General features: G+C 64.5%; 18 protein-coding genes. 9 read left to right on the plus strand and 9 right to left on the minus strand.

Features of this window, described 5'->3' with window-relative positions:
• Positions 1 to 18 precede the first annotated feature (18 nt).
• The 3 genes from ACT7DK_RS14815 to ACT7DK_RS14825 are packed head-to-tail and all read left to right on the plus strand — an operon-like array spanning position 19 to position 2,295.
• On the plus strand, positions 19 to 549 hold the full coding sequence (locus ACT7DK_RS14815; RefSeq protein ID WP_445400457.1) for a TRAP transporter small permease subunit: 531 nt from the start codon (positions 19 to 21) through the stop codon (positions 547 to 549).
• Positions 549 to 1,865 (plus strand): TRAP transporter large permease, encoded by a 1,317-nt coding sequence (locus ACT7DK_RS14820; RefSeq protein ID WP_445400459.1) that lies wholly within the window; start codon positions 549 to 551, stop codon positions 1,863 to 1,865. The genes ACT7DK_RS14815 and ACT7DK_RS14820 overlap by 1 nt, the downstream gene beginning before the upstream one ends.
• Before the next feature lie 7 nt (positions 1,866 to 1,872).
• Positions 1,873 to 2,295, plus strand: a complete 423-nt coding sequence (locus tag ACT7DK_RS14825) for a universal stress protein (RefSeq protein ID WP_445400461.1) — start codon at positions 1,873 to 1,875, stop codon at positions 2,293 to 2,295.
• Between the two features lie 137 nt (positions 2,296 to 2,432).
• On the opposite strand, the gene zntR is transcribed toward ACT7DK_RS14825, so the two are convergent.
• On the minus strand, positions 2,433 to 2,861 hold the full coding sequence (gene zntR / locus ACT7DK_RS14830; protein WP_445400463.1) for a Zn(2+)-responsive transcriptional regulator: 429 nt from the start codon (positions 2,859 to 2,861) through the stop codon (positions 2,433 to 2,435).
• Between the two features lie 197 nt (positions 2,862 to 3,058).
• Between zntR and purH the strand changes: the two genes are divergently transcribed.
• Both purH and purD read left to right on the plus strand, forming a co-directional pair.
• Positions 3,059 to 4,642 (plus strand): bifunctional phosphoribosylaminoimidazolecarboxamide formyltransferase/IMP cyclohydrolase, encoded by a 1,584-nt coding sequence (gene purH / locus ACT7DK_RS14835; RefSeq protein ID WP_445400465.1) that lies wholly within the window; start codon positions 3,059 to 3,061, stop codon positions 4,640 to 4,642.
• 219 nt (positions 4,643 to 4,861) lie between these two features.
• A complete protein-coding gene (purD, locus tag ACT7DK_RS14840; protein WP_445400467.1) occupies positions 4,862 to 6,145 on the plus strand; it encodes a phosphoribosylamine--glycine ligase in 1,284 nt (427 codons plus the stop codon).
• A 57-nt stretch (positions 6,146 to 6,202) separates the two neighbouring features.
• Here purD and ACT7DK_RS14845 read toward each other — a convergent pair whose 3' ends face one another.
• The 3 genes from ACT7DK_RS14845 to ACT7DK_RS14855 all read right to left on the minus strand — a co-directional run bounded on the left by ACT7DK_RS14845 (position 6,203) and on the right by ACT7DK_RS14855 (position 8,916).
• Positions 6,203 to 7,120 carry a LysR substrate-binding domain-containing protein gene (locus ACT7DK_RS14845; RefSeq protein ID WP_445400469.1) on the minus strand — a complete coding sequence of 306 codons (918 nt, stop codon included), beginning with the start codon at positions 7,118 to 7,120 and terminating at the stop codon, positions 6,203 to 6,205.
• Between the two features lie 11 nt (positions 7,121 to 7,131).
• Positions 7,132 to 8,238, minus strand: coding sequence for a 1-acyl-sn-glycerol-3-phosphate acyltransferase (locus tag ACT7DK_RS14850; RefSeq protein WP_445400471.1), 1,107 nt, complete (start codon positions 8,236 to 8,238; stop codon positions 7,132 to 7,134).
• A gap of 84 nt (positions 8,239 to 8,322) precedes the next feature.
• The gene (locus tag ACT7DK_RS14855; RefSeq protein ID WP_445400473.1) at positions 8,323 to 8,916 is read right to left on the minus strand and encodes a LysE family translocator; all 594 of its coding nucleotides are present in this window, start codon (positions 8,914 to 8,916) and stop codon (positions 8,323 to 8,325) included.
• A 143-nt stretch (positions 8,917 to 9,059) separates the two neighbouring features.
• On the opposite strand from ACT7DK_RS14855, the gene ACT7DK_RS14860 reads away from it, so the two are divergent.
• From ACT7DK_RS14860 to ACT7DK_RS14870, 3 genes are read left to right on the plus strand one after another with little or no spacing between them, the layout of a single operon-like run.
• Positions 9,060 to 10,040, plus strand: coding sequence for a hydrolase (locus ACT7DK_RS14860; protein WP_445400475.1), 981 nt, complete (start codon positions 9,060 to 9,062; stop codon positions 10,038 to 10,040).
• A complete protein-coding gene (locus tag ACT7DK_RS14865; RefSeq protein WP_445400477.1) occupies positions 10,037 to 10,261 on the plus strand; it encodes a YheU family protein in 225 nt (74 codons plus the stop codon). The genes ACT7DK_RS14860 and ACT7DK_RS14865 overlap by 4 nt, the downstream gene beginning before the upstream one ends.
• Positions 10,262 to 10,319: 58 nt before the next feature.
• On the plus strand, positions 10,320 to 11,189 hold the full coding sequence (locus ACT7DK_RS14870) for a phosphoribulokinase (protein WP_445400479.1): 870 nt from the start codon (positions 10,320 to 10,322) through the stop codon (positions 11,187 to 11,189).
• Positions 11,190 to 11,301: 112 nt separating this feature from the next.
• On the opposite strand, the gene ACT7DK_RS14875 is transcribed toward ACT7DK_RS14870, so the two are convergent.
• The gene (locus tag ACT7DK_RS14875; protein WP_445400481.1) at positions 11,302 to 11,706 is read right to left on the minus strand and encodes an OsmC family protein; all 405 of its coding nucleotides are present in this window, start codon (positions 11,704 to 11,706) and stop codon (positions 11,302 to 11,304) included.
• A 182-nt stretch (positions 11,707 to 11,888) separates the two neighbouring features.
• Here ACT7DK_RS14875 and crp point away from each other — a divergent pair, with 182 nt between their 5' ends.
• Positions 11,889 to 12,527 carry a cAMP-activated global transcriptional regulator CRP gene (gene crp, locus ACT7DK_RS14880; RefSeq protein ID WP_094039917.1) on the plus strand — a complete coding sequence of 213 codons (639 nt, stop codon included), beginning with the start codon at positions 11,889 to 11,891 and terminating at the stop codon, positions 12,525 to 12,527.
• 67 nt (positions 12,528 to 12,594) lie between these two features.
• Here crp and ACT7DK_RS14885 read toward each other — a convergent pair whose 3' ends face one another.
• The 4 genes from ACT7DK_RS14885 to hutU form a co-directional block, all read right to left on the minus strand.
• Positions 12,595 to 13,698, minus strand: a complete 1,104-nt coding sequence (locus ACT7DK_RS14885; protein ID WP_445400483.1) for a phosphoribosylaminoimidazolesuccinocarboxamide synthase — start codon at positions 13,696 to 13,698, stop codon at positions 12,595 to 12,597.
• 336 nt (positions 13,699 to 14,034) lie between these two features.
• The gene (locus ACT7DK_RS14890; RefSeq protein WP_445400485.1) at positions 14,035 to 14,703 is read right to left on the minus strand and encodes a metal-dependent hydrolase; all 669 of its coding nucleotides are present in this window, start codon (positions 14,701 to 14,703) and stop codon (positions 14,035 to 14,037) included.
• A 110-nt stretch (positions 14,704 to 14,813) separates the two neighbouring features.
• Entirely contained in the window at positions 14,814 to 16,346 is a 1,533-nt protein-coding gene (hutH, locus tag ACT7DK_RS14895) for a histidine ammonia-lyase (RefSeq protein ID WP_445400487.1), read from the minus strand.
• A gap of 3 nt (positions 16,347 to 16,349) precedes the next feature.
• Positions 16,350 to 18,032 carry a urocanate hydratase gene (gene hutU, locus ACT7DK_RS14900; RefSeq protein ID WP_445400489.1) on the minus strand — a complete coding sequence of 561 codons (1,683 nt, stop codon included), beginning with the start codon at positions 18,030 to 18,032 and terminating at the stop codon, positions 16,350 to 16,352.
• Between the last annotated feature and the right edge of the window lie 4 nt (positions 18,033 to 18,036).

Here is an 18,036-nt window from a genome sequence, read left to right on the forward strand (position 1 = left end):
TCAACCCACGGATGCACGATGAAAACACTGCTTTGTTTATGGTGCAAAGGGGTCGGCCTGCTGGTGTCCACGGTCAGCCACACCATTGCCCTGGCCCTGCCCCTGCTGGCGGCGACCATCGCCTTCGAGGTGTTCGCCCGCTATGTGCTCAACAGCCCGACCCTCTGGGCCTACGACGTGTCGCTGTTCCTGTTCGGCTACATCGGCGCCCTGTGCGGGGCCCACGCCCAGCTGAAAAAGGCCCATATCAACGTGGATATCGTCTACCTGGCGGTGTCCCAGCGCATCAAGAACCTGTTCAACCTGCTTTCCTATGTACTGGGTGCCTTCTTCCTGTACATCATCGCCAGCAAAAGCTGGGAAAAGGCGCTGGAGGCCATCGACTTCGGCTACACCCGCCAGTCGGAATGGGGCCCCTCCATCGGCCACTTCTGGGTGATGGTGACCGCTGCCGCCATTTTGTTCCTGCTGCAATTGTCCGGCGACATGCTCAAGGATGCCTGGCAATTGTTCACAGGTGAGCCCCTGCTGTCCGAGGACGAGGAATAATGAGTATTGAAATGATCACCGGCCTCCTGCTGCTGGGAGTGCTGATTTCCTTTATGCTGGGCGCCCAGGTGGGCCTGGCCCTGGGCGGCGTGGCCATGCTGCTCGGCTATGCCACCTGGGGCGAGGGCATCTTCAACATAGTGCCCACCACCATCGAGAGCACCCTGTTCAGCTTTGTGCTGCTGGCCATCCCGCTCTACATCTACATGGGCCAGTTGCTGACCCGCTCCGGCATCGGCGACGCCATGTTCAAGGCCAGCCAGCTGCTCATCGGCCGTATCCGCGGGTCGCTCGCCATCAGCGTGATCGGTGTCTGCTCCATGATCGGCGCCATGGTGGGCATCATCGGTGCCGGCATCATGACCTCGGGCAGCATCGCTCTGCGCCCCATGCTGGAACGCGGCTACGACAAGAAGCTGGCACTCGGCGTGATCATGGCCGGCGGCGGCTTGGGGATCCTGATCCCGCCCAGCGTCCCCATGATACTGTTCAGCTCCACCACCCAGACCTCGGTGGGCAAGATGTTTATCGCCGCCCTGGTGCCGGCGCTGATCTCCATTACCGTGCTCATCCTCTACGTGGTGATCTCCTGCAAGCTCAACCCGAGCCGGGCCCCCATCGGCCACGCCCTGGATGCGCCCCAGAGCCCGAAAGAGCGCTTTATCACCCTGCGCGACGGCCTGATGGCCCTGCTGCTGATCGTGGTGGTGCTGGGCAGCATCATCAGCGGCATCGCCACCCCCACCGAGTCCGGCGCCATCGGCGTGGTCGGCGCCCTGCTGCTGGCCATCATGTACAAGCGCTTCAAACTCAAGATGATGAAGCGCTCCGGCATCGAAACCGCCCTGCTGGTGAGCGTGGCCATCTGGATAGTGCTGGGCGCCTCGGTGTTCAGCAACTTCCACCTGCTGATGGGCGTGCAGGGCATGGTGGCCGACTTCGCCGCCGGCCTGGATCTGCCTCCCATCGTGATCATCCTGATGATGCAGGTGGTGATGCTGCTGCTCGGCTTTATCATCGACGAGATGATCATCGTGCTGATCTGCGCCCCACTGTTCACCCCGATCGCGGTGAGCCTGGGCTATGATCCCATCTGGTTCGGCATCCTGATGATACTGAACATCGAAATCGCGGTGCAGACCCCGCCCTACGGCTTCGCCCTGTTCTACCTCAAGGGCATAGCCCCGCCGGGGGTGACCATGCTGGATATCTACAAGTCGGTGCTGCCTTTCGTCATGCTCAAGCTGGGCGTGCTGATCCTGTGCATGCTGGTGCCCGACATCGTCACCTGGCTGCCCAACAAACTGATGGGGTAACACGCTTATGTTCAAGCAAATACTGCTGCCACTGGACTTCGAACACCAGGAGCTCTGTCCCCAGGTGCTGGAGTCGGCACTCAAACTCTGCCATCCCGAGGGCAGGATCAACCTGCTCTACGTCAACCCGGCGCGCATCCACCACGTCGCCGCCGCCCTGCTGTCGAACGAGCTGCTCGACAACCTGGAGCAGGTGGTCCGGCAACAGATGGAGGCCTTTATGGAGAGCGAGATCCCCGAACCGCACCGGGGCAAACTCTGGGTCAAGCGGGGGGTAGTGTACGACAGCATCCTCGCCCAGGCCCGCAAACACGGGGTGGATCTGATCATCATGCCCGCCTCCCGTCCCGGCGCCGAGACCTACCTGCTCGGCTCCAACTCCTCCAAGGTGGTGCGCCATGCCGACTGCGCCGTACTGGTGATCCGCTGAGCCGGCGGAGAGACAGAAAATAGAGGGGCCCGAAAGGATCCGGAAGCGGAGAGCAGTTGGAGAAAACGGGCCGACGTCGGTAAGCCTGCGCGGGGCAGGCCGGTGCGGCAGGCCAGGCTGCCGTGTTCAGGGGGCGTTCAGCGGGCGTTGTTTTCGGCGGTGGAGAGCCTGCCGTCCAGCGCCTCGAGGATGGAGCAGTGCTCGGCGCTTTCCAGGCCGCCGCAGCAGGCGTCGGACAACTGCTTGAGGGAATGGCGGAAGCGTTCCAGCTCGGCAATGCGCTCCTCCACGTCCGCCAGCTTGGCGTCGGCCACCGCCTTCACCTCGCGGCAGGTGGCCTGGCAGCTGCTGATCCGCAGCGACAGCAGCTCTTCGATGTCCTTCAGGGAAAAGCCCACCCGTTTACAGCGCAAAATAAAATGCAGCCGGTTCTTGTCCTCCTCGCTGTAGAGCCGGTAGCCGGCCGGGGTGCGCAGGCTGGGGGCGAGCAGCCCCTCCTTCTCGTAAAAGCGCAGGGTATCGGCCTTGATGCCGAAATGCCTGGCCAGTTCGCCGATTCGAAACATTCCTCACTCCTCCGCTTGCAGCATGGTTTTGTTATACATAAAACCTCTTGGCACCAAAGCAAATAGTCCGACAAGGCACCACAAAATGCTGTAGAATATGCCGCCTCCGTTCTGGCGTACCAGGCGGTTTGGTAAAGCCGGTGGTCACGCCGATTTTACCAAACCCCCCGATTGATCGTTAAAGGAACGAGAACATAATGGAAACTGCTCGACCCATTCGCCGTGCTCTGCTGAGTGTGTCCGACAAACAAGGCATCCTGGAGTTCGCCCGCGGCCTGCAGGCCCGCGGCGTGGAGCTGCTGTCCACCGGCGGCACCGCCCGCCTGCTGGCCGACCAGGGCCTGCCCGTGACCGAAGTGTCCGACTATACCGGCTTTCCGGAGATGATGGACGGTCGGGTCAAGACCCTGCACCCCAAGGTGCACGGCGGCATCCTCGGTCGCCGCGGCCAGGACGATGCCATCATGGCCGAGCACGGTATCCTGCCCATCGACATGGTGGTGGTCAACCTCTACCCCTTCGCCAACACCGTGGCCAAGCCTGACTGCACCCTGGAAGACGCCATCGAGAACATCGATATCGGCGGCCCCACCATGGTCCGCGCCGCGGCCAAGAACCACAACGACGTGGCCATCGTGGTCAACGCCGGCGACTACGACCGCCTGCTGGCCGAGATGGACACCAACGGCAACAGCCTGACCCAGGCCACCCGCTTCAGCCTGGCCATTGCCGCCTTCGAGCACACCGCCCAGTACGACGGCATGATCGCCAACTACTTCGGCACCATGGTGCCGGCCTACCACGAGGCCGCAGAGGGCTCCAGGTTCCCCCGCACCATCAACTACCAGTTCACCAAGAAGCAGGATCTGCGCTACGGCGAAAACAGCCACCAGGCCGCCGCCTTCTACGTGGAGAACCAGGTGGACGAGGCCTCGGTCGCCACCGCCACCCAGCTGCAGGGCAAGGAGCTGTCCTACAACAACATCGCCGATACCGACGCCGCCCTGGAGTGCGTGAAGGAATTCGATGAGCCGGCCTGCGTTATCGTCAAGCACGCCAACCCCTGCGGCGTGGCCCTGGGCAAGGACATTCTGGAGGCCTACGACCGCGCCTACCAGACCGACCCCACCTCCGCCTTCGGCGGCATCATCGCCTTCAACCGCGAGCTGGACGAGGCCACCGCCCGTGCCATTATCGAGCGCCAGTTCGTGGAGGTGATCATCGCCCCCAGCATCAGCGCCGAGGCGAAAGCGGCCGTGTCCGACAAAAAGAACGTGCGCCTGCTGGAGTGCGGCCAGTGGGCCGGCAAGACCCGGGGCCTGGACATCAAGCGCGTCAACGGCGGCATCCTGGTGCAGGATCGCGACCAGGGCATGGTGGAGCCGGCCGACCTCAAGGTGGTCAGCAAGCGCCAGCCCACCGCCGAGGAGCTGCAGGATCTACTGTTCTGCTGGAAGGTGGCCAAGTACGTCAAATCCAACGCCATCGTCTACGCTAAAGGCGGCCAGACCATCGGCGTGGGCGCCGGCCAGATGAGCCGCGTCTACTCCGCCAGGATCGCCGGCATCAAGGCCGCCGACGAAGGCCTGCAGGTGGAAGGATCCGTGATGGCCTCCGACGCCTTCTTCCCCTTCCGTGACGGCATCGACGCCGCCGCCGCCGCCGGCATCAGCTGCGTGATCCAGCCCGGTGGCTCCATGCGCGACGAAGAGGTGATCCAGGCCGCCGACGAGCACGGCATGGCCATGGTGTTTACCGGTATGCGCCATTTCCGGCACTGATTATCCTTCTGTGCCGGATGCGCCTGCATGGCATGTTCAGCAGGCAACACCAGGTATTGAAAGCAGGACTGGCAGGGTCGGCTAAGCCGACCGTCGGCGGCAGGGATGCCGCCGTCGAGCTTACATGGATGTACTTGCAGCGTGTCGGCGTGCCGACCCTGCCAGTCTCGCGCGGCACAAAACAGACACTATCTTCGAACCGATTTTAAGGAACAGACCATGAAGGTATTGGTTATCGGCGGTGGCGGTCGTGAACACGCCCTGGCCTGGAAAGCCGCCCAGTCTCCCAAGGTAAGCCAGGTATTCGTGGCCCCCGGCAACGCCGGCACCGAGCTCGAGCCCAGCCTCACCAACGTGGCCATCTCCGCCACCGACATCAAGGATCTGCTGGCCTTCGCCAAAAAAGAGCAGATCGGCCTGACCATAGTGGGCCCCGAGGCCCCGCTGGTGGCCGGGGTGGTCGACGCCTTCGAGGCCGAAGGCCTGACCATCTTCGGCCCCAGCGCCGCCGCCGCCCAGCTCGAAGGCTCCAAGGCCTTCACCAAGGACTTCCTGGCCCGGCACCGGATCCCCACCGCCGCCTACCAAAACTTCACCCAGGTGGAGCCGGCGCTGGCCTACCTGCGCGAGCAGGGCGCCCCCATCGTGGTCAAAGCCGACGGCCTGGCCGCGGGCAAGGGCGTTATCGTCGCCATGACCCTGGAAGAGGCCGAGGCGGCGGTACGCGACATGCTGGCCGGCAACGCCTTCGGTGACGCCGGCAGCCGGGTGGTGATCGAGGAGTTCCTCGACGGCGAGGAAGCCTCCTTTATCGTGATGGTGGACGGCGAGCACGTGCTGCCCATGGCCACCAGCCAGGATCACAAGCGTGTCGGCGACGGCGACACCGGCCCCAACACCGGCGGCATGGGCGCCTACAGCCCCGCCCCCGTGGTCACCTCCGAAATCCACGACCGCATCATGGCGCAGGTGATCATGCCCACGGTGCGCGGTATGGCGGAAGAAGGCCACGTCTACAAGGGTTTCCTCTACGCCGGCCTGATGATCGACAAGAGCGGCCAGCCCAAGGTGATCGAGTTCAACTGCCGCTTCGGCGACCCCGAGACCCAGCCGATCATGCTGCGCCTGCAGTCGGATCTGGTGGAGCTGTGCCTGGCCGGTTGCCAGGGCGGGCTGGACAAAGTGACCGCCGAATTCGACCCGCGCGCCTCGGTGGGCGTGGTGCTGGCGGCGGGCGGCTACCCGGGCCATTATCGCCAGGGCGACGCCATCACCGGCATCCCCGCCGAAACCGAGGGCAGCAAGGTGTTCCACGCCGGCACCAAGTTCAAGGACGGCGAGTTGGTCACCTCCGGCGGCCGGGTGCTGTGCGCCACCGCCCTGGGCCATACCGTGACCGAGGCCCAGGCCAACGCCTATGCGGTGACCCGCCAGATCGAATGGGACGGCGTCTTCTACCGCAACGACATCGCCTACCGCGCCATCGAACGGGAACAGCAATAACCCGCGTCCACGGCAAAAGCCCTCCCACATGCCAGTGTGGGAGGGCTTTTTACTTTATCAGGGCCCGGCGCTGTGCCCTGCGTCCCAGTCTTCCGCCGCCGCTTCCAGCTGCAACCAGCGGCAGAAGGCGGCTATCTGCGTCAGGCGGGGAGAGTCGGGCCGCCACACCAGGTAGTACTGGTGCAGGGGCTTGAGCTCAGGCACGAAGGGACGGCACAGCCGGCCCTCGCGCAGCAGATCCGCCACCAGCACCGAACGGCTCAGGGCCACTCCCTGCCCCGCCAGCACCATGTCCAGCGCCAGGCTGCCGTCGTCCACCCTCAGTTGCCGGCAACGGGCGAGCAGTTCGGGCCGGCCGGCCAGCGCCAGCCAGTGGGCCCAGCTCACCCCGGCGTATTCCGGCGCCGTCACCAGGGGCACGCCCGCCAGCTCATCCAGGGAGCCGAGCCGCCCGGCCAGGGCCGGGCTGCACACCGGAAAGGCGGTGTCCGCCATCAGCAGCTCGCAGGCGAGCTCCGGGTACTGGCCCCGGCCGTAGCGGATGGCCAGATCGACCTGGCCGCCGGAAAAGTCGGCCAGTTGCTGGCTGGGCTGCAGGCGGATCTCGATATCGGGGTGGGCTTCGGCGAAACGCCATAGCCTGGGCATCAGCCAGCGTGCCGCCAGGGACGGCAGCACGCTGATGACCAGGGGCCCGGCGGTGGACGGCGCCAGTTGCTCCAGGCCCTGCCGCAGCAGGGCGAGGCCCTGCTCGACAAAGGGCAGCAGCGCCTCGCCCTGCTCGGTCAGCCGCATGCCGGCCCCCCTGCGGCGGAACAACCGGCAGCCGAGGGATTGCTCCAGGTTGCGGATCTGCTGGCTGACCGCGGCCTGGGTGACGCACAGCTCCGCCGCCGCCGCCGAATAGCTCTGGTGGCGGGCGGCCACCGCGAACACCCGCAGGCCGCTCAGCCGGCTTGCCGTCAGTCGCCGCACGCCGCTCTCCCTCAGGCTTCCTTGTTCAGCACCGGCCGGGCGTACATGGACAGCACCCGCTCGCGCAGCTCGCCGGGGATCTGGGCCATATGGCGTTCGAACACCTCGGCCGCCGCCGGGTCCACCTGGGCGGTCTGGCCCGCCGCCAGCAGGTTGCTGGGAAAGAGGTGGTAGTTGGCGTGGATCTCCTTGTCGATGGCCGCCGCCAGTTCGTCGGCGTTGTCGAAGTCGCCGTGCACCGGCTGGCCGAAGGTCACGTGCACCCGTCCCTTCTGGCCGACGATGCCCTGCACTATGCTCTGGATATCCTCGAACTCGCTCTTCTCGTAGGCGCCGTGGGTGGCCTTGGCGTGCAGCTCCCGGGCCTTGGCCAGGTCGCCGGGATCATACTCGTAGGAAATGGACACCGGCACCAGGTTCAGGCTGCGGATGTAGTCCGCAAAGGGGATCTGGCGTTTCTTGCCGTCCATGTAGAACATCTTGAGGATGGCCGGGTCCGTCTTGTCGTCCCCGTCCTTGGCCCGTCCTTCCTTCTGGGCGATCCAGATGGAATGGCCCTCGTCGATGGAGTGGCGCAGGTAGGCGGACAGTTCGCCGAACGCCTTCATCATCTCCCGCGGCCCCTTGGCCGAGCGCTTGACAATAAAGCTCTTGTTCAGCTTCATCAGCTCGGTGGCGCAGGGCTTGCGCAGCAGGTTGTCGCCGATGGCGATGCGCACCGTGTCCAGGCCGTGACTGTGCAGGCCCCAGTTGACGAAGGCCGGATCCAGGGCGATGTCCCTGTGGTTGGAGATGAACAGGTAGCCCACCCCGGGCTTGATGTTCTCCAGGCCGGAGTAGGTCACGCCGGAGGTGGTGCGCGCTATCATCTTTTCCATGTAGGTCGCCACTTCCAGCTGTACCTGGCGGATGCTGTTCACCTTGCGCCAGCGCCAGCCCAGATAGCAGCGGATCAGGGACCTGATGGCGGCCCCGCCCCAGCGGGACAGGCCGGAAAAGCGGTACTTGGCAATGGCGCCGATAAACTCGTCGTCGCGGATCAACCGCTGGATGGCCGCCGCTACCTCATCATCCTGGTAGGGGCGGATGTCTTTGAATATATCTGTGTCTGAAACCATGACAGCCTTGGTCTAGGGGACAAAAAACGCCCAGATTCTACACCCTTTGCCGTCAAACTCGAACGATTAAGCGCAAAAACCGGATCAGCGCCAGATCATCAGCACGCTGGCCGCGGTCAGGGTCGCCATCAGCAGGTTAAAACACCGCCAATCCCGGGCCGTATGCAGCCAGCGCCGGACATGGATACCGAACAGGGCCCAGACATGGCCGGTCACTACCCCGAAGAACAGGAATACCACCAGCACCAGCACCGCCGACGGCCAATACTGCTCCCCGGCCAGGGTAAAGCCGCTGATCGCCGAAATGGCCATCAGCCAGGACTTGGGGTTGAGAAACTGGAACAGAGCGCCCTGATGCCAGCGCATGCCCTGCCCGGCGTCGTTGTCGCCCGGGGGCGGAGCGCTGCCTATCCGGTATGCCAGCCACAGCAGATAGAGACTGCCGGCTATCTTCAGCGCCCATTGCAGCAGCGGCCACAGCATGAACAGCTGGCCCAGCCCCAGGGCGGTGAGCAGCATCAGGCTCTGCAGGCCGAGCATGATGCCCAGCAGCAGCTTCAGGGTGGGCCGGTAACCGAAGCGGGTACCGGAGCTGGTCAGCAGCATGTTGTTGGGGCCGGGAGTACCGCAGGTGGCCAGGGCGAAACCGGCGACGGAGCCGATCAGGGCAAAATCCATGGTGTCGATGCTGTATACAAACAAGAAGGATATTGTTTTACTCGATTTTGTGCGCAGCGCCCAGTATTTTATCTGTCTGTGGCCCGGCAGCGATGAACGCAGTCCCGGATTCGCCGGCCAACCCGGAGCAATAGCAGGAAATCATGATCCACCCCAGCCGATTCACCTCTCCCTGGTGGGCCGCCAACCCCCATGTGCAGACCATACTGGCCAAATATCTGCATCGCGCCCGGATCCGCACCCGGCGCGAGCGGCTGGAGCTGCCGGACGGGGATTTCGTGGACCTGGCCTGGGCGCTGCCCCGGCAGCACGAGAGCCGCCCGCTGGTGGTGCTGTTCCACGGCCTGGAGGGCTGTGCCGAGTCCCACTACGCCAGGGGCATGATGGCCGCCCTGCAACAGCGGGGCTGGCAGGCGGTCTTGATGCACTTTCGCGGCTGCAGCGGCGAGCCCAACCGCCACCTGCAGGCCTATCACTCGGGGGCCACAGAGGATCCCCACTATGTGCTCGAGCTGTTGCGCCGCCGTTACCCCGAGCGCCCCATGGCGGCCATCGGTTACTCCCTCGGCGGCAACATGCTGGTCAACTACCTGGCGGCCCAGCCGCGCAACCCGCTCTGCGCCGCCGTGGTGATCTCCGCGCCCCTGCAGCTGTCGGCCTGCGCCGATCGCATCAACCGCGGCTTTTCCCGCTGCTACCAGCGTTACCTGCTGGGGCGGCTGAAGCACAACTGGCGTGAGCGGCTCAGTCGCCATCCCCACCACCAGTGGCAGGGCAGCCTGGCGGCCATCCGCAGCCTGCGCGAGTTCGACGACAGGGTGACCGCCCCGGTGCACGGCTTTGCCGATGCCGAGGATTATTACCGCCGCTGCTCCGGCCTGAACCGGTTGGCGGCCATCAGCACCCCCACCCTGCTCATCCACGCCGCCGACGATCCCTTTATGACGGAGGCGGTGATCCCCGACGCCAGCCAGCTGCCGCCGGCGGTCACCTATGAATTGAGCAGCACCGGCGGCCATGTCGGCTTTATGCAGGGTCCGCCCTGGCGCCCCCGCTACTGGCTGGAGCTGCGGGTGCCCGACTGGCTGGACGGACACTGGCCCCCCTATCAGGAGCAAGCATGATTATTCCCTTTACCGAACTGGGCGAGGACACCCTCACCAACCTGATCGAGCATTTCGTGCTGCAGGAAGGCACCGAATACGGTGACCAGGAGGTGCCGCTCGATGAAAAAGTTGCCCAGGTAAAACAGCAGCTTAAGCGTGGAGAGGCGATCATCGTCTACAGCGAGCTGCACGACAGCGTCAACATAGTGCCGGCCGCCCGCCTCCATCACAAGCCTTGACCTGGGGCCGGGCCCCTGCGTATAAACATTCACAGTTCATTCAATTTCAGGTTTTTTTATGTCCGCCAAGCACCCCATTATTGCGGTTACCGGCTCCTCGGGTGCCGGCACCTCCACCTCCACCGAGGTGTTCCAGTCCATGTTCGCCCAGCTCGGGGTCAAGGCCGCCATTCTGGAAGGCGACAGCTTCCACCGCTATACCCGGCCGGAGATGGACGTGGCCATTCGTCGCGCCCGGGAGCAAGGCCGGCACATCAGTTATTTCGGTCCTGAAGCCAACGATTTCGAACTGCTGGAGCAGTTTTTCAAGGAATACGGCGATACCGGCACCGGCCAGTTCCGCCGCTACCTGCACACCTTCGACGAAGCCGTGCCCTTCAACCAGATGCCGGGCACCTTCACCCCCTGGCAGAAGCTTGCCGACGACACCAACCTGCTGTTCTACGAGGGGCTGCACGGCGGCGTGGTCACCGAGGATCAGAACGTGGCCCAGCACGTGGACCTGCTGGTGGGCATGGTGCCCATCGTCAACCTGGAATGGATCCAGAAGCTGATCCGCGACACCGCCGAACGCGGCCACTCCCGGGAGGCGGTGACCGACTCCATCGTCCGTTCGATGGAGGATTACATCAACTTCATCACCCCCCAGTTCTCCCGCACCCATATCAACTTCCAGCGGGTGCCGACGGTGGACACCTCCAACCCCTTCAGCGCCAAGATCATTCCCACCCTGGACGAGAGCATGATGGTGATCCGCTTTCGCGGCATCAAGAACGTCGACTTCCCCTACCTGCTGGCGATGATCGACGGCTCCTTCATGTCCCGGCGCAACACCATAGTGGTGCCCGGCGGCAAGATGGGCTTCGCCATGGAACTGATCCTGCGGCCGCTGATCGAACAACTGCTGGAAACCGGCAAGATCCGCTAAACGCAAACAGGCCCGGCGGTGCCGGGCCTGCTGTTTGTTGACAGGGCCCTCTGTTTCACTGGTATGAGTCGGCCAAAGGAAAGGCCCCGACGCCGCCTCCCAGTCGGGGGCCTCAGGCGGCCCGGATCTCGAAGGAAGAGGAGACCTCCACCGCCTTTTCCAGCATCTTCATCACCGAGCAGTACTTCTTCATGGACAGCTCCACCGCCCGGGCCACCTGCTTCTCGGGCAGCGCCTGGCCGGTCACCACGAAATGCAGCCGGATACGGGTAAAGACCCGGGGCGGATTTTCGGCCCTGTCCGCGTCCAGCTCCACCTCGCAACCGGTCACCCGCTGGCGCCCCTTCTCCAGGATGGACACCACGTCGATGGCGCTGCAGCCACCGGCGCCCAGCAGCACCGCCTCCATCGGGCTCGGGCCCTGGCCCGGATTGGTGCCGTCCAGCACTATCCGGTGCCCGGACTCGGACAAACCTTCGAAACACATGCCTTCCAACCAGCGGACATTGGCTTTCATAACTGCTCCCATTGAAAAAAACCGCATCTTATCCTATCGGCCAGATGCCGACGAGCCGGATAAAAGCCCCAAGGCTCTTGATGGCGGGTCACAAGCCTTTTATGCTAGCGGATTATCTACGAAGTAAGGCAAGGCAGCCTGCTGGCCAGGCTTTCAGCCCGAGTCAATCAAGAGGAAAATTCATGGCTATCGGCAAGTCCCAAAGTGACCCTACCCTGGAATGGTTTCTGTCACATTGCCATATTCATAAATATCCGGCCAAAAGCTCACTGATCCATGCGGGAGAGAAGGCCGAAACCCTCTACTACATCGTCAAAGGCTCGGTGGCGGTGCTGATCAAGGACGAGGACGGCAAGGAGATGATCCTGTCCTACCTGAACCAGGGCGACTTCATGGGGGAACTGGGTCTGTTCGAGGAAACCGAAAACCCGGTGCGCACCGCCTGGGTTCGAGCCAAGACCCCTTGCGAAGTGGCCGAGATCTCCTACAAGAAGTTCCGCCAGCTGATCCAGGTGAATCCGGAAATCCTGGTGCGGCTGTCGGGCCAGATGGCCAAGCGGCTGCAGAGCACCAGCCAGAAGGTGGGCGACCTGGCCTTCCTCGACGTGACCGGCCGCATCGCCGAAACCCTGCTCAACCTGGCCCGCCAGCCTGACGCCATGACCCACCCGGACGGCATGCAGATCAAGATCACCCGCCAGGAAATCGGCCAGATCGTGGGCTGCTCCCGGGAGACCGTGGGCCGTATCCTGAAGATGCTGGAAGAGCAGAACCTCATCTCCGCCCACGGCAAGACCATAGTGGTGTTTGGCACCCGCTGAGCCAGCGTTTGCCGCCAACCACAAAAAACCCGGGATGTCCCGGGTTTTTTTTCGTTCAGGCTGGAGCTCAGTCGATCAGATCGTACTGGTCGCGCAGTATGGCGATGATATCCGCCTTGGGATGGTCGGAAAGTTGAAGCTTCTGGCCGGTGATCTTCTCGGCGATGCCCACATAGGTGCGGGACACATCCATCAGCACCTCGGCCGGTAGGGCGTTGTCCCGTGCCAGGGCCTCGCGCTCGGGCATGCGGTCCTTGTTGAGCAGGATGTCCGGGTCCGGAAAGTGGTTGAGCAGCACCTGGCGGAAGTCCTCCTTGGAGTTTTCCACGATGCGCCCTTCCCGCCAGGCGGGGCCGTCCCAGATGCGGGACGAGTCGGGGGTACCCACCTCGTCCATGTAGATCAGCTTCTCGTTGCCCGCCGCGTCGGTGACATAGCCGAACTCGAACTTGGTATCCACGAAGATCTGGTCGAGCTTGGCCAGCTCCTGGCTGATCACCTCGAAGCCTTCCTTCAGCAGCCGCTCGTACAGGCCGATATCGTCCTTGCTCCTGAAGTTGAAGGCGGCGAAGTCGTCTTCGATATTCCGGCGGGTGATGTTGACGTCGTCCGCCTCCGGCACCCCGGGAATGCCCCTGAGGATGCCCTTGGTAGAGGGCGTCATCAGCAGCTCGGGCAGCTTCTGATCCTTTTGCAGGCCATCCGGCAGGCGGATGCCGCAGAATTCCCGCTCGCCCTTGGCGTAGCTGCGCCACATGGAGCCGGTGATGTACTGGCGGCAGATGGCTTCTATCTTCACCGGGGTAGCCTTCTGTACTATCCACACGAAGGGATGGGGGATGTCGAGGATATGGCTGTCGGCCAGGCCCCGCTCCTTGAACAGCCGGAACCAGTGGTTGGAGATGGCATTGAGCGCCGCGCCCTTGCCGGGTACCCCGTTGAGACCGCCCTCCCCGTGCCAGATGCAGTCGAAGGCGGAGATACGATCGCTGATCACCATGATGGCCAGGGGCGCGTCGGGCGCCACGTCATAGCCCTTTTCCTCGATCAGGCGGCGGCTGTCCTCTTCGGTCAGCCAGTAGACGGAGCGTACCTTGCCGCTGTGCACCGGCTGGCGGGTACGGATGGGAAGGTCGTTGTTAACGGCCAATACCTTGTCTGCAAGACTCATCGGTGTGTCCTGTGTGTGGAATGTTGAACCTGTACTGGAAGTCGGCCCCTGGGATTATTGTGTTTCTACTTGAGTCACCGCTTCTTCATGATGCTCCATTGACCGGGTACCGCACACAGACACGCCGTGAGGATATGACACTCGCGGTTTCAGCCTGCTGCGAACATTCACTGGATGTTCGGTCAGGCTGAAACCACTCGTCACGGCGAGAAAACTCGCCCCCTGAGGGCTCAGCCGCGCCATCCCGGCGCGGAGGGTCTGCTTAGCGGTACCCGGCCACTGTCCCTGTTCGAGACAAGGATTAAGAAAACGGCAGGGCCTGCCAGCGGCGTTATATTACCAGAACTGGGAAAGCGGCAATAGCCGCGCCAGCAGGCCGGGCGAGGCGGGCGCCAGCCACCAGCCGCCCGCCAGCAGGGCGAGCAGCAACAGGTTGGCCAGGGGCGCGCGCCACTCGACCAGTTTCAGGGCGGTGCCGAAGGACTTCTTGATGCGCCGCCCTTCCAGGTCGATGCTGTACAGCTCGTCCAGCAGCAGGTGGATAAAGGCGCCGACAAAGACGAAGGCGCCGGTCTCCCAGGCGAGCGCGGCCGTCAGCCCGAACAGCCGGTGACCGATCACCACCACGGCCAGGGCGAACACCCCGTTGGCCAGCAGCGAATGCAGACTGCCCCTGTGCACCGTGAAACGGGCGAAGACCCAGCACAGGGGATAGCGGACAACGCCGTAGGCGGCGGCACCCAGCACCAGGGTATCGGTGAGCGCCAGACGCTCCCGGCCGTAGAGCAAGGCCAGCAGGGCCGCCAGCACGCCGAACAGCCGGAACAGGATGCGCAGGGAGCGGGAGCTGTCGGCATCGATATCCGGCAGTATGCCGCCCAGGGTACCGGCCAGCCACAGCAGTACCCCCTCGGCCAGGGTCAGTTGCTGGGCCCACACCATGGCGCCGGCCAGCAGGCCGCTGGCCACGGTGGCCACCTGGATATGGGTTCTGAAATCCGCCATCGACCGCCCTCCCCGGCTGACAAGGTGCGCGAGTCTAGCACGAAGGTGCTGGATAAAAAAACAGGGCTGCCGAAGCAGCCCCGTAAAATCCCCCGCAAGCGGAGTCGTGCTCAGTGACTGGGCAGCAGGTCCGGCAGGATCAGGCGGCTCAGGGTGCCCGCCTTGAGCAGGGCGTCGGCCTGCTCGATGTCGGGGGCGAAGAAGCGGTCCTTGTCGTAGTAGCTCACCTTCTCCCGCAGGGTCTGGCGGGCCAGCTCCAGTGGGGCCGTGGTCTTGAGGCCGCCGCGGAAATCCAGGCCCTGGCAGGCCGCCAGCCATTCGATGGCCAGCACGCCCCGGCTGTTTTCCACCATGTCCCACAGCCGGCGACCGCCGTTGGGGGCCATGGAAACGTGGTCTTCCTGGTTGGCGGAGGTGGGCAGCGAGTCCACCGAGTGCGGGTGGGCCAGCGCCTTGTTGTCGGACGCCAGGGCCGCGGCGGTGACCTGGGCGATCATGAAGCCGGAGTTGACGCCGCCGTTTTCCACCAGGAAGGGCGGCAGGCCCGACATGTGGGTGTCCATCATCAGCGATACCCGCCGCTCGCTCAGGGAGCCGATCTCGGCAATCGCCAGGGCGATGTTGTCCGCCGCCATGGCCACCGGCTCGGCGTGGAAGTTGCCGCCGGAGATGACATCGTTGTCCTCGGCGAACACCAGGGGGTTGTCGGACACCGCGTTGCCCTCGATCAGCAGCACCTCGGCGGCCTGGCGCAGCTGGGTCAGGCAGGCGCCCATCACCTGGGGCTGGCAGCGCAGGGAGTAGGGATCCTGCACCTTGGCACAGTTGACATGGGTCTTGCTGATGTCACTCTGCTCGCCCAGCACATGGCGGTAGGCGGCGGCGGCGTCGATCTGGCCGGCCTGGCCGCGCACCTCGTGGATGCGGGCATCGAAGGGCCGACGGGAGCTCAGGGTGGCTTCCACCGTCAGGCCGCCCACCACCACGGCGCTGGCGAACAGGTCTTCCGCCTCGAACAGGCCGCGCAGGGCGAAGGCGGTGGACACCTGGGTACCGTTCAGCAGCGCCAGGCCTTCCTTGGGCGCCAGGCCCATCGGCTTCAGGCCGGCGATCTCCAGCGCCTGGCCGGCGCTGATGATCTCGCCCTGGTAGCGGGCCTGGCCCTCGCCCAGCAACACGCAGCTCATGTGCGCCAGGGGCGCCAGGTCGCCGGAGGCGCCGACGGAGCCCTTGCCGGGGATGCAGGGGTAGACGCCGTGGTTGACCAGCGCCATCAGCGCCTCCAGCACCTGCAGGCGGATGCCGGAGTAGCCACGGGCCAGGCTGTTGATCTTGAGCACCATGATCAGTCGCACCAGCTCGTCGCTGACCAGCGCCCCCAGGCCGGTGGCGTGGGACAGCACCAGGGAGCGCTGCAGGGTTTCCAGGTCTTCCGGTTTGATGCGGGTATTGGCCAGCAGGCCGAACCCGGTGTTGATGCCGTACACGGTGCGGTCTTCCGCCACCATGCGGTTGACGCAGTCGACCGAGGCCTGGATGGTGCCGTGCACCGCAGGATCCAGCGCCAGCTTCACGGGCTGTTCATAGGCCTGGCGCATCTGCGCCAGGGTCATTTTTCCGGGATGGATAGTCAGAGTGCTCATAAATTAGTCCTTGTTCACCATGGGCAGGTCCAGGTCGTTCTCACGGGCGCAGTTGATGGCGATATCATAACCCGCGTCGGCGTGGCGCATCACGCCGGTGCCCGGGTCGTTACGCAGCACCCGGCCCAGGCGTGCGGCGGCGGCGTCGGTACCGTCGGCCACGATCACCACGCCCGAGTGCTGGCTGAACCCCATGCCGACCCCGCCGCCGTGGTGCAGGGACACCCAGGTGGCGCCACCGGCGGTGTTGAGCAGGGCGTTCAGCAGCGGCCAGTCACTGACGGCATCGGAGCCGTCCATCATCGCCTCGGTTTCCCGGTTGGGGCTGGCGACGGAGCCGGAGTCCAGGTGGTCACGGCCGATCACGATGGGCGCCTTGAGTTCGCCGTTCTTGACCATCTCGTTGAAGGCCAGGCCCAGGCGGGCACGGTCTTTCAGGCCGACCCAGCAGATACGGGCGGGCAGGCCCTGGAAGCTGATGCGCTCGCGCGCCATGTCCAGCCAGTTGTGCAGGTGCGGGTTGTCGGGGATCAGCTCCTTCACCTTGGCGTCGGTCTTGTAGATGTCCTCCGGATCGCCGGACAGGGCCACCCAGCGGAAGGGACCTATGCCCTGGCAGAACAGCGGACGGATATAGGCCGGGACGAAGCCGGGGAAGTCGAAGGCATTCTTGACGCCCTCTTCCAGCGCCATCTGGCGGATGTTGTTGCCGTAGTCGAAGGTGGGCACGCCCATCTGCTGGAAGTCGAGCATGGCCTGCACGTGCACCGCCATGGACTGCTTGGCCGCCTTGACGGTGGCCTCGGGCTGGCTCTTGCCACGCACCACGTACTCCTCCCAGCTCCAGCCCTGGGGCAGGTAGCCGTGCAGCGGATCGTGGGCGCTGGTCTGGTCGGTGACCATGTCGGGCTTGACGCCGCGCCTGACCAGTTCGGGCAGCACGTCGGCGGCATTGGCGCACAGGCCGATGGAAATCGCCTTGCCCTCGGCGGTGTAGCGCTCGATGCGGGCCAGGGCGTCATCCAGGCTCTCGGCCTGCTCGTCCAGGTAGCGGGTGCGCAGGCGGAAGTCGATGCTGGACTGCTGGCACTCGATGTTGAGCGAGCATGCGCCGGCCAGGGTCGCCGCCAGGGGCTGGGCGCCACCCATGCCGCCCAGGCCGGCGGTGAGGATCCAGCGGCCCTTGAGGTTGCCGTCATAGTGCTGGCGACCGGCCTCGACGAAGGTCTCGTAGGTGCCCTGGACGATACCCTGGGAGCCGATGTAGATCCAGGAGCCGGCGGTCATCTGGCCGTACATCATCAGGCCTTTCTTGTCCAGCTCGTTGAAGTGCTCCCAGTTGGCCCAGGCCGGCACCAGGTTGGAGTTGGCCAGCAGCACCCGCGGCGCGTCGGCGTGGGTCTTGAACACGCCCACCGGCTTGCCGGACTGGATCAGCAAGGTCTCGTCGTCTTCCAGCCGCTTGAGCACGTCGACGATGCGGTCGAAGCAGGGCCAGTTGCGGGCGGCGCGGCCGATACCGCCGTACACCACCAGATCCTCGGGCCGCTCGGCCACGTCCGGGTGCAGGTTGTTGTGCAGCATGCGGTAGGCGGCTTCGGTCAGCCAGCTTTTGCACACCTTGTTGACGCCGGTCGGCACCTTGATAACACGGCCAGGAGCGTGACGATCGTTTTGTTGTGACATGTGG

Source organism: Zobellella sp. An-6, from assembly GCF_052487945.1.